This window comes from Pseudomonas sp. LS.1a, from assembly GCF_022533585.1.
GTDB lineage: Bacteria > Pseudomonadota > Gammaproteobacteria > Pseudomonadales > Pseudomonadaceae > Aquipseudomonas.
In genome coordinates, this window is sequence record NZ_CP092827.1 from 2,712,433 (window position 1) to 2,727,137 (window position 14,705).

Annotated in this window: 19 protein-coding genes; all 19 read left to right on the top strand. The window is 63.6% G+C overall.

The window, feature by feature from the left end; genetic code table 11:
• The first annotated feature begins 172 nt into the window (after positions 1 to 172).
• A complete protein-coding gene (locus MKK04_RS12580) occupies positions 173 to 667 on the top strand; it encodes a terminase small subunit (protein ID WP_114170900.1) in 495 nt (164 codons plus the stop codon).
• Positions 630 to 2,663, top strand: a complete 2,034-nt coding sequence (locus tag MKK04_RS12585; protein WP_241106723.1) for a phage terminase large subunit family protein — start codon at positions 630 to 632, stop codon at positions 2,661 to 2,663. The genes MKK04_RS12580 and MKK04_RS12585 overlap by 38 nt, the downstream gene beginning before the upstream one ends.
• Positions 2,654 to 2,866, top strand: a complete 213-nt coding sequence (locus MKK04_RS12590; RefSeq protein WP_241106724.1) for a primosomal replication protein PriB/PriC domain protein — start codon at positions 2,654 to 2,656, stop codon at positions 2,864 to 2,866. Before MKK04_RS12585 ends, MKK04_RS12590 begins: the two co-directional genes overlap by 10 nt.
• A complete protein-coding gene (locus tag MKK04_RS12595; protein WP_241106725.1) occupies positions 2,863 to 4,431 on the top strand; it encodes a phage portal protein in 1,569 nt (522 codons plus the stop codon). The genes MKK04_RS12590 and MKK04_RS12595 overlap by 4 nt, the downstream gene beginning before the upstream one ends.
• Positions 4,358 to 6,403 carry a ClpP-like prohead protease/major capsid protein fusion protein gene (locus MKK04_RS12600; protein ID WP_442964565.1) on the top strand — a complete coding sequence of 682 codons (2,046 nt, stop codon included), beginning with the start codon at positions 4,358 to 4,360 and terminating at the stop codon, positions 6,401 to 6,403. Before MKK04_RS12595 ends, MKK04_RS12600 begins: the two co-directional genes overlap by 74 nt.
• Positions 6,404 to 6,467: 64 nt before the next feature.
• Complete coding sequence (locus tag MKK04_RS12605; RefSeq protein WP_241106726.1) at positions 6,468 to 6,782, top strand: capsid cement protein; 315 nt, start codon at positions 6,468 to 6,470, stop codon at positions 6,780 to 6,782.
• Positions 6,782 to 7,150 (top strand): head-tail joining protein, encoded by a 369-nt coding sequence (locus MKK04_RS12610; protein ID WP_241106727.1) that lies wholly within the window; start codon positions 6,782 to 6,784, stop codon positions 7,148 to 7,150. The genes MKK04_RS12605 and MKK04_RS12610 overlap by 1 nt, the downstream gene beginning before the upstream one ends.
• Positions 7,125 to 7,691, top strand: a complete 567-nt coding sequence (locus tag MKK04_RS12615) for a hypothetical protein (protein WP_241106728.1) — start codon at positions 7,125 to 7,127, stop codon at positions 7,689 to 7,691. Before MKK04_RS12610 ends, MKK04_RS12615 begins: the two co-directional genes overlap by 26 nt.
• A complete protein-coding gene (locus MKK04_RS12620; RefSeq protein WP_241106729.1) occupies positions 7,688 to 8,269 on the top strand; it encodes a phage baseplate assembly protein V in 582 nt (193 codons plus the stop codon). The genes MKK04_RS12615 and MKK04_RS12620 overlap by 4 nt, the downstream gene beginning before the upstream one ends.
• Positions 8,270 to 8,311: 42 nt before the next feature.
• Positions 8,312 to 8,593, top strand: coding sequence for a hypothetical protein (locus MKK04_RS12625; protein ID WP_241106730.1), 282 nt, complete (start codon positions 8,312 to 8,314; stop codon positions 8,591 to 8,593).
• A 2-nt stretch (positions 8,594 to 8,595) separates the two neighbouring features.
• Positions 8,596 to 8,922, top strand: a complete 327-nt coding sequence (locus MKK04_RS12630) for a GPW/gp25 family protein (RefSeq protein ID WP_241106731.1) — start codon at positions 8,596 to 8,598, stop codon at positions 8,920 to 8,922.
• Positions 8,919 to 9,899, top strand: coding sequence for a baseplate assembly protein (locus MKK04_RS12635; RefSeq protein ID WP_241106732.1), 981 nt, complete (start codon positions 8,919 to 8,921; stop codon positions 9,897 to 9,899). Before MKK04_RS12630 ends, MKK04_RS12635 begins: the two co-directional genes overlap by 4 nt.
• Positions 9,896 to 10,618: a phage tail protein I gene (locus MKK04_RS12640; protein WP_241106733.1), complete on the top strand. Its 723-nt coding sequence runs from the start codon at positions 9,896 to 9,898 to the stop codon at positions 10,616 to 10,618. The genes MKK04_RS12635 and MKK04_RS12640 overlap by 4 nt, the downstream gene beginning before the upstream one ends.
• Positions 10,615 to 11,301, top strand: coding sequence for a phage tail-collar fiber domain-containing protein (locus MKK04_RS12645; RefSeq protein ID WP_241106734.1), 687 nt, complete (start codon positions 10,615 to 10,617; stop codon positions 11,299 to 11,301). Before MKK04_RS12640 ends, MKK04_RS12645 begins: the two co-directional genes overlap by 4 nt.
• Positions 11,302 to 11,303: 2 nt before the next feature.
• On the top strand, positions 11,304 to 12,035 hold the full coding sequence (locus MKK04_RS12650) for a hypothetical protein (RefSeq protein WP_241106735.1): 732 nt from the start codon (positions 11,304 to 11,306) through the stop codon (positions 12,033 to 12,035).
• A 7-nt stretch (positions 12,036 to 12,042) separates the two neighbouring features.
• Positions 12,043 to 12,498 (top strand): hypothetical protein, encoded by a 456-nt coding sequence (locus MKK04_RS12655; RefSeq protein WP_241106736.1) that lies wholly within the window; start codon positions 12,043 to 12,045, stop codon positions 12,496 to 12,498.
• A 92-nt stretch (positions 12,499 to 12,590) separates the two neighbouring features.
• Positions 12,591 to 13,757 (top strand): phage tail sheath subtilisin-like domain-containing protein, encoded by a 1,167-nt coding sequence (locus MKK04_RS12660; protein ID WP_241106737.1) that lies wholly within the window; start codon positions 12,591 to 12,593, stop codon positions 13,755 to 13,757.
• Between the two features lie 12 nt (positions 13,758 to 13,769).
• Positions 13,770 to 14,279, top strand: a complete 510-nt coding sequence (locus MKK04_RS12665; RefSeq protein WP_241106738.1) for a phage major tail tube protein — start codon at positions 13,770 to 13,772, stop codon at positions 14,277 to 14,279.
• A gap of 47 nt (positions 14,280 to 14,326) precedes the next feature.
• Positions 14,327 to 14,623 (top strand): phage tail assembly protein, encoded by a 297-nt coding sequence (locus tag MKK04_RS12670; RefSeq protein ID WP_241106739.1) that lies wholly within the window; start codon positions 14,327 to 14,329, stop codon positions 14,621 to 14,623.
• Positions 14,624 to 14,705: the final 82 nt, after the last annotated feature.

Below are 14,705 nucleotides of genomic sequence, written 5' to 3' on the forward strand. Positions count from 1 at the left end.
GCTTCCGCTACCCCCGCCCCCTCAACGGGTCCTCCCGGACCCACTGGGGTTAGGGGGTAATTCGGGCCCCGCCTTTTCGCTATGTATGACCCAAATTCGGAGGTTGGTTGTTGTTTAGTCCATGACAAATCCAACGATTACCCGACAGCCGTATTGGCTGAACAAAAAACGCATGGCCGAAAGCCTCGGGATTTCGGTTCAAGCCTTTGACAAATGGGGCGTCGAGCCGGTCCAGAAGATCGGCCGAGAGTCGTTCTACGACGTTCGTTCGGTGGTGGATAACCGCCTGCAGCACCAAAGCGGGAAACAACAACTCGGCGGCGACGATATCGACCCCCTGGCCGAGGCGAAGCTGCTGCAGGAGCGTTTGCGCCTGACCAAGGAGCAGGCCGACGCCCAGGCGATGCGAAACGAGGTCAAGCGCCGCAACCTGGTGCCGGCCGAATTCATGACGTTTGCCATCAGCCGCCTGGTCAACTTGATCGGCTCGACCCTCGACACCGTGCATACCAAGGTCAAGCGCAAGCACCCCGACATCGAGCCGCGCCATCTGGAAGCGGTACAGCGCGAGGTGGCCGTTACGCGTAACGAAGCGGCAAGCCTCGATCAGCGATTACCGGAGATTCTTGATGAGTTCCTTTCAGCCATGGATGACGAATCTGGCTAACGCGGTTCGCGTAGGCCTGTCGGCGTTGTTCAAAGAGCCGCCGATGACCGTTGTCGAATGGGCGGACAAACATTTTTATCTGTCGTCGGAATCTTCCTACCAGGAAGGCCGATGGACAACCGCGCCGGTTCAGGTGGCCATCCTCAACGCGATGGGCAATGACCTGATCCGTGAAGTCAACTTCGTGAAGTCGGCGCGCCTTGGCTACACCAAGATGCTGATGGCGTTCATCGGCTACCTGATCCAGCACAAGAAACGCAATGTGCTGATGTACTGCCCGACCGAGGGTGACGCCGAGGGCGTCATGAAGCGGCACATTGAGGGCATGATTCGTGATGTGCCGGTGGTCCTCGAACTGGCGCCTTGGTACGGCATGAAGCACCGCGACAACACCCTGGAGGCCAAGTGTTTTGCCAACCGCAAGATGCTGTGGTGCCTGGGCGGCAAGGCGGCGCGCAACTATCGGGAAAAGAGCCCGGACACCGTCATTTACGACGAGCTGTCGAAATTTGACGAGGATATCGAAGGCGAGGGCGCCCCGACGTTCCTGGGGGACAAGCGCCTGGAAGGGGCGACATTCAAGAAGTCGATACGCGGTTCGACGCCGACCGAGGCGGAGAAATGCCAGATTACCCGCGCCGCCATCGAGTCGCCCCACGACCTGCGGTTCAACATCAAGGCGCCTTGCTGCGGCACCGAGCTGGTACTGCAGTGGGGTGGCAAGGATGAACCATCGGGCATCAAGTGGCGGCTCAACGACCGCCACGAAGTCGAGGCCGCATGGTATCTGTGCCCCCACTGTCAGGGTGGCACGTTCGAGTATCACGAAATGGTTACGGCGGCCGCTGAGACGGGCCGCTGGGTGTGCGAGCGTTCGGGAATCTGGACCCGCGACAGCATGGAGTGGTTTGACGCCTCGGGGGAGCCGACCGTAACGCCGCGCTCGGTGACGTTCAGCGTGTGGACGGGCTATTCAACCTTCACTACCTGGGTGGATATCGCCACCGACTTTGTGAAGGTCGGCAAGGACCGGGGCAAGCTGAAAACCTTCGTTAACACCACCCTCGGGGAAGTGTGGGAGGAAGACCAGGGCGAAAAACTCGACTGGGAGCAGCTGCGCGACCGCCGCGAGGTGTTTGGCGAAGTGCCCGCCAGGGCGGTGGCCTTGTTCGGTGGGATCGACACCCAAGACGACCGCTACGAGGGCCGAGTTTGGGCTTACGGCCCCGGCGAGGAAGCGTGGTTGGTGCACCGTTTCATTCTCACCGGTGACCCGGCCAGTATCGAGCTGCGCCGCAAGGTCGGCCGTGAGCTTCACCGTCACTTCAAGCGCGCCGACAGCACTGTCATGCGCGTGGAGCGCTGGTGCTGGGACTCGGGCGGCCACTACTCCGATGAGGTGCGCGCTGAGAGCCGCAAACATGGCGTGCAGTGGGTGATCCCGATTTTCGGAGCCAGCACCTACGGCAAGCCCATTGCCAACTTCCCGCGCAAGAAAGACAAGCGCAGCAAGGTCTACCTGACCGAGGTCGGCACCGACAACGCCAAGGAGCTGATTTACAGCCGCTTGAAGCTGCAGCCGGACGGGCCGCGCCCGGTGCCTGGTTGCATCCACCTCCCAGCCGACGAGCTGATCTGTGACGAAAACGAGCTGCAACAGCTGACCAGCGAGCGCAAGAAATGGGCGGTGATCAAGGGCCGGCGCGTCATGCGCTGGGATGCCGGCGGCCGCCGTAACGAAGCGCTCGATTGCGCCGTGTATGCCCTGGCCGCGCTGCGTATCAGTCAGCAGCGGTTCGGCCTGGACCTCGATCTGTTGGCCAGCCAGAACCCCGACACCGGGGTATGGGAAGTGGAAGACGACGAAGACGACGCGCCCCAGCCGGAGGCGCCGCCGTCACCGGCTGAGTTGCCGGCACCGGCGCCTGCGTCTGAGCCGGAACCCCAACCCGCCGGCGGCGATTGGATCAATACAGGAGGCAGCGGATGGCTGTAACAACTGCGCAGGACATGGTTGATATCTACCTGCAGGCCGAGCTCGACCTGCTGGAGGGTGGTAAAGACGTACAGATCAACGGCCGACGCATGACGATGGCGGAGCTTCCGCAGATTCGCGCAGGCCGACTGGAGTGGGAGCGCCGGGTATCGGCCGAGGCCCGCAGGGGCCGTTCGGGGCATTCCCTGGCGGTGTTCGGATGATCGGGGAGCTGCTGGACCGGGCCATTGCGCCCTGGGCGCCCAAGAAGGCCTTGGAGCGCATGCACGCCCGTAGCGTGATCATGGCCTACGATGCCGCCAAGCCCTCACGGACCCATAAGGCGATACGCGAGACCCGCAGCGCTGACGCGGCTCTGCAGCCGGCGCTGCAATCCATCCGCGAGCAAATCCGCGCCTTGGAAGAGAACCACGACCTTGTCACGGGTCTTTTTGATCGGATGGACGAGCGCGTTGTGGGCGGCCCAGGCATTGCTGTTGAACCTATCCCATTGCGTTATGACGGCACGGTGCATACCGCGTTTGCGGCGGCGATCAAAGCGGCCTGGGCGGAATGGTCGCTCAAGCCCGAGGCGTCCGGCGAACTGACCCGGCCGCAGGTCGAGCGCCTGGTGTGCCGCACCTGGTTGCGTGACGGCGAGGCTCTGGCGCAGATGCTGCAGGGCAGCGTGCCCGGCTATGAGCATCTGACAAGCGTACCGTTTGCCCTGGAGTTGCTGGAGCCGGATTACCTGCCAATCGGCTACAACGATTTCGGCAATGGCATTGTCCAGGGCGTCGAGCGCAACGCGTGGCGCCGGGTGAAGGCCTATCACCTGCTCAAGCAGCACCCCGGCAGTCTGGGGGCGCTGAACTTTGCACAAAGCACCAAGCGCGTGCCGGCCGAGCAGATGATTCACATTGCCCACCGCAAGCGCATTGGACAAAACCGGGGCGTGCCGCTGCTGCATTCGGTCTTGATTCGCTTGGCGGATATCAAGGATTACGAGGAAAGCGAGCGCGTGGCCGCGCGGATCAGTGCGGCCTTGGTGATGTACATCAAGAAAGGCACGCCAGACGATTTCGTGCTGCCCGGCGTTGGCCAGCAGCAGGCGCAACGGTCGTTCAACTTCGCGCCCGGTATGGTGTTTGACAACCTGCTGCCAGGCGAGGAAGTGGGCACGGTCGAGAGCAACCGACCGAACCCGTTCCTTGAGGGCTTCCGCAACGGTCAGCTTAAAGCCATTGCCGCCGGTGCGCGCAGCACCTATTCGAGCGTGGCCCGCAGCTACGACGGCACCTATTCGGCGCAACGCCAGGAGCTGGTCGAGGGCCAGCTGGGCTACGACCTGCTGCAGCACGAATTCATCGACTACTGGTGCCGGCCGGTGTACCGCGCCTGGCTGCGTATGGCGGTCATGAGTGGTCACCTCAAGCTGCCACCAGACGTTAACCCCCTGACGCTCTACGGCGCGTTTTATCAGGGGCCTGTTATGCCCTGGATCAACCCAGTGCATGAGGCGACCGCGTGGGAACTTCTGGTCAAAGCCGGCTTTGCCGACGAGGCCGAGGTGGCGCGCTCGCGTCAACGCAACCCCTCGGAACTCAAGGCATCCCGCACGGCGGAAATCCAGCAGAACCGGGAGGCCGGGCTGGTTTTCAGCTCGGATTACTACCACCAGACCTACGGGGTAAAGCAAGGAAATGAGCCAACCGATGGCAACAACGAGCCCGCCGATGTGGATGGCTCCACAAGGGTCGACGGGGCCGGCAACCAATCCGGCGAGTAGCTGGTACAGCATGCGTGCCGGCGTTCAGGTCGGCAGCGTTGATCTGGACCTGTTCGGCGAGATCGGCGCCGAGGGGATTACCGCGCAGCAGTTCGCCAACGATCTGCGCGCGCTCGGTGACGTGTCACAGATCAATCTGCGCATCAATTGCCCTGGCGGCGCGGTGTTCGAGGGCATGGCCATCTACAACCTGCTCAAGCACCACAAGGCCCGCAAGGTCGGCACCGTCGTGGCGCTGGCGGCGAGCATGGGTAGCGTGGTGCTGATGGCGTGCGACGAGGTCCGCATTCCGGCCAACGCCATGATCATGATTCACAAGCCCTGGGGCATCCAGGGTGGCAACGCCGAGGCCATGCGCAGCTATGCAGACCAGCTGGATATGTTCGGGGCCAGCATGACAGCCGCCTACACCGAAAAGACCGGCAAGACCGCCGAGGAAATCGACGGGCTGCTGAGCGCTGAGACCTGGATGACCGGCACCCAAGCAGTTGCCCTGGGTTTTGCCGATGTCCTGCTAGAGCCGGTCGAGGCGTTCGGCAAAATCACTTCCAACCGTTACAAGGATTTCATCAACATGCCACCAGCAGCCCAACAGTTCTTCGCTCCCCAGGGTTCGACCACCGTCGTTCCTCCCGCGACTCCCCCGGCCACCCCGCCACAAACCCCTGTCGAAACCGTCGAGCAAATCCAGGCGCGGGTGCTGGCCGCCGACGCCACGCGCCGTACCAGTATCACCGCCGCGTTCGCCCCGTTCGCTGCGCATGCTGCGCTGCGCGATACCTGCCTGAACGACACCAACTGCACCGTCGAGCAGGCCAACGCCAAGCTGCTGGCCGCCATCGGCCAGGCGACCACCCCCACCGGCTCGCTCGGCCACCCTGGTCATGTCTCCAACGGCAACCTGGTGGGCGACTCGGTGCGCGCTTCGCTGTACGCCCGGATCGGCCTCGGTGAGCTGCAACCGGACAACCGCTACAACCACATGAACCTGCGTGAGCTGGCCCGTGCTTCGCTGGATGGTCGCGGCATCAACGTGTCGAGCCAGAACATCGTCAACATGGTCGGCATGGCCTTCACCCACAGCTCCAGCGACTTTGGCCGCATCCTGATGGATGCCGCTTACAAGTCGCTGCTGACAGGTTGGGAGGAAGCGGAAGAAACCTACCACCTGTGGACCAAGAAAGGCCGTCTCGGTGACTTCAAGGTTTCCAACCGTGTAGGCCTGGGTCAGTTCTCGTCGCTGCGTGAGGTGAAGCCGGGGGCGGAGTACAAGCACATCACCCTGGGCGATACCGGGGAGACCATCCAGCTGGCCACCTACGGCGAGATTTTCAGCATCAACCGCCAGGCCATCATCAACGACGACCTCGACGCGCTGACGCGCATTCCTGCCCTGATGGGGCAGGCGGCGCGGGCCACCATCGGTGACTTGGTGTATGCCCTTCTGATCGACAGCCCGAAGATGAGCGACGGAAAACCGCTGTTCGACGCGTCCCGTAACAACCTGTTCGGCGCTGGTTCCAAGCTGTCGCTGGAGGCCCTGAGCGCAGCCAAGACCGCCATGCGCCTGCAGCAGGCCGTCGTGGCCAAGGGCGCCAAGGCTCGCCCACTGAACATCCAGCCGGCGTATGTGATTACCCCGGTGGCGCTGGAGGACAAGGCCAAGCAAATCATCAACTCGGCATCGGCACCGGGTACTGACAGCAACGCCGGGATTGATAACCCGATTCGCGGTTTCGCCAAGGTGATCGGTGAGCCGCGCCTGGACGCGGCATCCGCCAGCGCCTACTACATGGCGGCCAAGCAAGGTTCGGACACCATCGAAGTGGCCTACCTGGACGGCATCGAGCAGCCGTATTTCGAGACGCACGAAGGCTTCACCAGCGATGGCATGGCCACCAAGGTGCGAATCGACGCCGGCGTTTCGGCGCTCGATGCCCGTGGCCTGAACAAGTCGACCGGCGCGAACTGACCGGCCGGCGTTACCCATAACACCCCGCGCTTGCGGGGTTTGTTGTTTCTGGAGCAGAGAAATCATGAGTACCAACTATGTGAGCAACGGCAAGACCGTGACCCTGCCGGCACCGACTGGCGGGTCTGTCGCTGGTATCCCGCAGGTGATTGGCGATCTGGCGGTGATTCCGCTGCAAAGCGGCTCCAAGGGCGCAGCCATCACCTACCACACCAGCGGCGAATGGGATGTGCCGGCCGCCGCCGGCATGCTGGTTGGCAGCAAGGTGAGCGTGCTGGATGGCCAGCTGGTGCCACCGGAAACCGCAGAATCCAAGCCGTTCGGCAAGCTGACCAGCAATGTGGCCAACGGCTTCGCCTCTGTGCTGATTGTGCAGTAATGGACCGCCCGAGCATGCGCGAGCGGATGGCAGCGCGCACCGGCCGGGCTCTTGTCCGTGTGGGTGACCGCGCAAAGCTGGAGGACGGCACCGAGGTGCTGGGCCTTTTCGATAACCCGGCCCTCGATCCCCAGTTGGGCAGCAAGCGTGCGGCCAAGGGCATCGACGCGGCCGAGCTGGACGAGCCACGGTTTACGGTGCTGTCGGCCGACGCCGCACGCCTGCCCAGGGGCGCCGCCCTGACCATCGAACTGCCGCCCCATGAGGGCGGTGGCCCTTACACCGTGGTACGGCCAGAAGCTACCGGCGACGGCATGGTTGCCCTGGTGCTGGAGGTGGAGCATGCAAGAACCGCCGATATCTTCTGACGAGCCGCCGGTGATCCCCAGCGAGCTGAAACAGCTGCATGACGCAATGACCGCGACCCTGCAGGCCGAGCTGCCGCAGTTCCAGCTGATCGAGGCCTACCCCAAGCTCATCAAAGAGGGCATGGCACTGCCGGCGCTGCTGTACGCGGCGACCAATTTTGCCCCCGGCGATGACCCCGGCGACGGCCGCCTGTGCCTCAAGGTGACGTTTGAGGCGTTGGTGCTGCTGGAGTCCAGCCGCGCCTTGGCGCCTCTGCAGGCGGCCATTCTGGCCAGCAAGTTGATGAAGGTCCTGCAGCAGCAGTATTGGAAACTCGACTTTGTCGGGCCAACCGAAAACGCGCAGGCCATGCCGGCAGAGTTCGTGCCCGAGCTGGCCCGCTGCGTCGGTTGGGCGGTGCAGTGGCAGCAGGACGTTTACCTGGGGGATACCGAATGGCCCTGGGAGAACGAGCCGCCTGGCTCGCTGGTGTTCTCCTTTGACCCCGACACTGGCCCCGGCAACGAGGACCAGTATCGAGAGCCGGAGGCGCTGGGATGAGTTACGCGGCCGCGCAGATGGACCGCATGCTGGCTGGCTTGGTGATCCCCTGTTACGTCGTGGCGGTCGACCTGGTCGCCGCCAGGGTACGGGTCACTGACGGCGGAGACTGGACGAGCGCCTGGGTGCGCTGGCATGCCATCGCCGCCGGCAAGGCCCGCCACTGGCGTGCGCCGAGCCTGGGCGAGCAGGGCGTGCTGGTGAGCCCGAGCGGCGAGCCCGCACAAGGGACGTTCGTTCCTGGGCTCTACGGCAACGCCGGCCCGCCGCCGGATAATCGTGATCATGTCGAGGTGTGGCGGTTCGACGATGGCGGCTCCCTCGTCTACGACTGGGCGGCCAACAGCTACACCATCAAGCTGCCCAGCGGCACGGTCAACATCGAGGTCGGCAGCAGCAAGGCGGTTATCACCGGCGCCGCGATCAACGCCGAGTCGGCCGCGATCAAGGCCAAGGCGCCGGCCATCACCCTGGAGGGCAGCGTCGAGATTGTCGGGCCGTTACGCGTAACGGGCGACATCTTCGGCCTCGGCAAAATCATCGACACCGCCGGCAACACGGCGAATCACAAACACTGACAGCCCGCATTCGCGGGCTTTGTCTTTTCTGGAGCATCACATATGGCAGTCAAGAAAACCGCCGAGACTGACGCGGCAGCGGATGCGGCCGAATCCGCAGTTGTACCTGGTGCCGACGGCACCGACACCGTCGTTGCAGCCGCTGAGCCGGCCGGCGTGACCTTCACCGACCGCGTTTTCACCTCGCGCTCGCTGTTCCTGCAGGCCGGTGACGACCTGCGCGAGTTCAAGGTGCAGGCCGGCCGCGTGACCGTCCAGGCCGACGACGCCGAGGCGCTGGCGTTCCTGCGTGGCCATGCCGATCTGCAGCAGCTGGACGGCTAAGCATGATTGGCCTGGACCGCAGGACCGGCCAGAAATCCACCGGCCTCGATCATCTCAAACAGTCGATTGAGGACATCCTGACCACGCCCTTGGGTAGTCGCCGCATGCGGCCTGAATACGGCTGCAACCTGCGCCGCTTTGTCGACCTGCCGGTTAACGAGGGCTGGAAAAGCGCCGTACAGGCCGAGGTGGCCCGCGCCCTGGGTCGCTGGGAACCGCGTCTGCAGCTGGAACGGGTCAAGGTCGTTTCCGTGCTCGATGGTCAGATTGGTCTGGTGCTGACGGGCCAGTACCTGGGCAACTCGGCCGTCGTGGAGGTGAGCGCATGATTGACCTGTCTTTGCTGCCCCCGCCCGATGTGGTGGAAACCCTGGAGTTCGAGACGCTGTATCAGGAGGTGTTAGGCATCTTCCGTGCTCATATGGGCGACCAGTGGACCGCGCTGTTGGAGTCCGACCCGGTGGTCAAGCTGATGGAGGTCATGGCCTACCGTGAGCTTATGGTGCGCGCCCGTATCAACGCGGCGGCCAAGGCCAGCTTGCTGGCTTATGCCAAGGGCGCCGACCTGGACAACCGCGCGGCCGACTACGGTGTGCAACGCTTGACCATTCGAGCGGCTGACCCCGACGCGGTGCCGCCGGTGGAGGCAGTGATGGAAGACGATGAGGCGCTGCGCTACCGCACGCGCCTGTCACTGGAGGCGCTGTCTGTCGCCGGCAGTAGCGGCGCATACGAGTATCACGCGCTGAGTTCGTCGGCCGAGCTGGTGCACGTTTCGGTCGATTCGCCCCGGTTTTCCGGGGTGGCGGTGCCAGCCGCGGTTAAGGCGCAGCTGCCGGCCGGGGCCATTGTCGTGGTCTGTGACTACGACGCCGGCCTGGCTAACCCGCTGCCTGGCGATGTGTCGCTGGCAGTACTGGCCCGGCCTGCTAGCGCCGTGCCCGAGGCGCAGCTGGTGGCCACCGTCCTCAAAGCGCTGTCTGCCGAGGATGTGCGCCCGGTGACGGATCGGCCGCGCGTGCAGGGCGGCATCCCTAGCGACTTCCAGGTGGAGGCGGTGCTGTGGGTGGAGGACGGGCCAGACCCTGACGTTGTCCTTGCGGCGGCCCGGGCCAGCCTGGACAAGGCCATTGCCGCCGCGCGTCGGCTGGAGGGGCAGCTGCCCGTGTCGGCTGCCTACGCGGCGTTACACGTAACGGGAATCAGCCGTGTCGACCTGGTCAAGCCAGTGGAAGGGGTGGTGTGTGACAAGCGGCATTACCCGCGCGCCACTTCCATCACCCTAACCACCAAGGTGGTCACATGAGCCTGTTACCGCACAACGCCACGCTGCTGGAGCGCTCGCTGGAGCGCGCCGGCGAGTTCGGCGTTGACCCGGACATTATCCGGGGCGTGGCCGACTCGGCACGCTGCCCGCCTAACTTCCTGCCCTGGTTGGGCTGGGCGCTCAAGGTTGAAGGCTGGGAAGCCGCCTACACCGACGAGCAGCGCCGCGCGCTGAGCCGTGAGGCGATCCCGGTTCACAAGACCAAGGGCACCGTCGGCGCAATCCGGCGGGTGCTCAAGGCGGTGCGGGTCAACGCGGAGTTCAAGGAGTGGCACCAGATACCGAACGCCGCGCCGTACACATTCCAGGTCACGGCCTGGGCCAACGAAAACCGGGCGGGTGAGGGGTCGATTATTTCGCCCGAGCTGGGCGCGCGCTTGCGCGCCCTGGTCGACGCGGCGAAGAACGAGCGCAGCCATTACGAGTTTCGGCTGGGTGCCCGCTTCGACGGCGGCCTGGTGCTAGGCAACGCCTTTCAGGCGCGGGCCGTGCAGCACCGCTCCATGGATGCCCAGGCGGTTCCGTTCGACCCCATGGCGGAGACGGTGCTGTTTGCCAATGCCCTCAACGCGTCCAGCGTATCCCGGCGCTTTGCCGAGGCGCAGGGCGTTCCTATTCAAGCAGAAGGTGCCCCGCTGGTGGCCAACGCGGCGCAGGTGCGCACGGTCGTGCGGGGCTACATGGAGGCTGTTCTATGAGTACAGGCTTGCAACCTGTCATCACCAAGGCCGGCCTGGCGGCGATCCTGACGGCAACGAAAACCGGCCTAGCGGCCGAGATTGGCTATATCGCCCTGGGCAGCGTGGCCTACACCCCGACCGCCGATCAAAAGACCCTGCGCAACGAGATTGCGCGGTTTCCGATCTCCGGCGGCGAGAAACTGAGCAGCACCCTGTTGCACCTGACCGCTGTCGCGGATGGCGCGACCGGTTACTGGGTGCGCGAGATTGGCATTTTCCTCACGGACGGCACGCTGTTGGCGGTCTGGTCGCACCTGACCGAGGCGCTGGCCTACAAGGCCCCCAACATCGACCTGCTGCTGGCTTACGACCTGTCACTGGCGGCGCTGCCAGCGGATAGCGTGACCATCACCAGCACGGCCGCCGGCCTCAACCTGACGCTGGCCGAACCCTTGGCCGTGCAGGCCACGGCGCTCATTGCCGAGCAGCTGCGCACCCTGCAGCAGAACGACCGCCTGGTTGCCCAGGAGCGCCTGCAGGCGATTTCTGAAGAGCAAATCAGCGGTCTGCTGGAACGTATGTCTGCTGCCGAGAAAACCGCCACCGAAACGCGCGACAGCCTGCTGAGCGCGACGGTTGCCAATGCCACCGGCCTGATGGCCCTTCAATACACCGTTGTTCAACACTTGTACGGATCATAACCATGAGCCTTGAAACTGAAATCGCCGCGCTGGTCGCGGCAAACAATAAGCTGATCGACTATTTCAGCGGCAAAAAGACCGCGATTGACGCTGCCGTGTCCGCAGCAATCGCTGCGGCGCCGTTGTTGGTCCGCGGCTACTGGGTGGACCCGCAACTGGGCGACGATGCTAACGGCCTGGGGACCGAGGCCAGCCCCTTCAAGACCATGCAACGGGCCGTCGACGCTACCCCGGACTGTGGTCGGGTTACCGTATGGCTGGCCAAGGACTATGTGTTGGATAAGAGCATCAACACGAACGGGCGTCAGCTGGTCATTGGTGCGTTGCCTGGCTCTGGTCGTCGACTGATTCTCAATGAGTTCATCCCGGAAGGTGACACTCTGCCACGTATGGGGTCGTTCTGGATGTCGAGCGGCTCTACCCTCCAGCTGCTTAACGTGACGCTCAGCCTGCCGGCGTCGAGCGCTGGCGATCTGAGCGCCTACTATGCGCTCGCTTTTGCCAGTGGGTCGTCGGCCCCGATCATCATGCAGGTCCGCATGTACAACTGCGCGTTCGAGCTGCGCGGCACCTTCCGGGGCAGGCTGATCGGTCCAGGCTCGGCAATTTTTGCGCTGTCCATGACCGGCACGGCGGTGCCTTCGGCACTCAATGGCTCGCTGGTTGTGGGTATCGCTGCGGGCACCCTGTCCAAAGATTTGGGCCACGTCATCACCAACCTGTCGAGCCTGTGAGGCGATTATGCAAAAAACCTTTCTGAACGTCGTCTATGGCGACATCAATTACAACGGCTTCGAGTTTGAGGCATTGCCCATCGGTGCGGCGCTGCTGGTGGCTCAGCAGCAAATCGACCAGGCGGCCGACCAAGCGCTGGCGGCGGTGCTGGGTGATCCGCTGCGCGCCATCGAGAACCAGTTGGCCGAGGCCGAGGCGACGGCCTTCAAGCTGGCGGGTTACGCCGGTGAGGTGCCGCTGACTGTACAGGCTGTGGTCGATGCTCAGGGCGTCGAGCCCACGGAGGCGGCCGAGTCGATCCTGCAGGAGGCGCAGGTCTGGCACGCGGCGGTCTGTTCGATCCGTGCGGCCCGCCTCAAAGGCAAGGTCGAGGTGCTCAAGGCGACTATCCATGCGCAGGCTGAAACCTACGCCGACGAGGCAATCAACGCCATCCGCGCGAGTGTGCCGGGCGCCGTCTGACCCCTCGCCGCATTCCCTTGAGCGCCCCGTTTTCGGGGCGTTTTTATTTCTGCAGGGCCGCCGCGTGCGGCCCTTTCTTTTGGAGCTATCCCATGGCTGGATTCTTTCACGGCGTTACCGTAACGAACGTCGACACCGGCGCGCGCAACGTTGCGCTGCCGTCTTCCTCGATCATTGGCCTGGTCGACACCTTCACCGAGGGCGCGAACGTCTCGGCCAAGGTCGGTGACCTGTTGCTGATTACCAACGAGCGCGAGGCCGTTGCCGCGTTCGGTGCCGATGCGGCCATCACCAAAGCCTGCCGGGCGATCTATGCGCGTTCCAAGGCAGTCATCGTCGCTTCGGGTGTGGCCAAGGTGGCCGACGCGGCCGCGCAGACTTCCGCGATCATTGGCGGGGTGCAGGCCAACGGCAAGCGTACCGGCCTGCAGGCGCTGCTGGACGGCAAGAGCCGGTTCAACGCCCAACCGCGCCTGATCGTCGCGCCCAAGCACAGCGCGACCCTGGCGGTCGGTACCGCGATGCAGTCGATTGCGGAAAAGCTGCGCGCCGTGGCAATCATCGACGGCCCCAACACCACTGACGAGGCAGCCACTGCCTACGCCAAGTCGTTCGGCTCCAAGCGCATTTATATGGTCGACCCGGGCGTGCAGGTGTGGGACACCGCTACCAATGCGACCATCGACGCGCCGGCCTCGGCCTGGGCTGCAGGTGTGTTTGCCTACACCGACAGCGAATACGGTTTCTGGGCCTCGCCATCGAACAAAGAGTTCGTCGGTATCACCGGCACCACCCGCGCCATTGAGTACCTGGATGGCGACGAGACGTGCCGGGCCAACCTGCTCAACAACGCCAATATCGCGACCATCATTCGTGACGACGGATTCCGCCTGTGGGGTAACCGCACGCTGTCGAGCGATCCGAAATGGGCATTCGTCACCCGCGTGCGGACCATGGACATGGTTATGGACGCGATCCTGTACGGCCACAAGTGGGCGGTGGACCGGGGTATTACCTCGACCTATATCCGCGACGTAACCGAAGGTCTGCAGGCCTTCATGCGCGACCTGAAAGCCCAGGGCGCAATCATCAACTTCGAGGTCTACGCCGACCCGGTGCTCAACACGGCCAGCCAGCTGGAGCAGGGCAAGGTGTATTGGAACATCCGCTTCACCGACGTTCCGCCGGCCGAAAACCCGAATTTCCGTATCGAAGTCACCAATCAATGGCTGACCGAAGTCCTCGACCAAGTCGCGTAAGGAGCGCATTCCATGGCAATGATTCCCGAAATTCTGGCCAACATGAACCTGTTTGTGGACGGCGTCAGCTTCCAGGGCGATGTCCCTTCCCTGACCCTGCCGAAACTGGCACTCAAAATGGAAGAGTACCGCCCAGGCGGCATGGATATGCCGATTGAGATGGACCTGGGCATGGAAAAGCTGGAATCCAGCTTCACCACCACCGGCGTGCGCAAAGAGTCGTTGAAGTTCTTTGGCCTGGCTGACGGTAACGCCTTCAACGGGACGTTCCGGGGTTCGTTCAAGGGTCATAAGGGTGAAACCAAAGCGGTCATCGTCACCCAGCGCGGCACCCTGAAAGAGTTGGACATGGGCGACTGGAAGCCGGGCGACAAGGCCGAACACAAGCACGCCGTGGCCCTGACCTATTACAAGCTGGAAGTCGGCGGCGAGGTCATCTACGAGATCGAACCGATGGCCATGAAGCGCGTCATCAACGGCGTCGACCAGCTGGCCAGCCAGCGCCGCGACCTCGGCCTGTAACCCCTGCAACCTTTCCGTCTCCCTTTCTGATTCAAGGACACCGCGTCATGAGCAAGCCAGTACCGAAGTACCTCAAGCTGACCGCTGAAAACGTCACCATCACCCTGACCAAGCCAACCGAGATGAATGGCATCAAGCTGGACACCATCACCCTGCGCGCGCCGACGGTGCGTGATATCCGTGTCTCCACCCAGACCGGCGGCGATGACGACGAACAGCGCGAGCTGAACCTGTTCGCCTCCCTGGCCGAAGTCAGCGCAAAGGACCTGGAGGGCCTGACTTACAAGGATTACAACCGCGTAGCGGCGGGTTACAGCTTTCTGGTGCGAGAGGACGAACTGTAATCCCGAGAGCATGAAGACGGCCGCCAAGCGACTGGCGGCCGAGCTGAATTTCTCGGCCGAGGAAATCATGACCATGCCCTAT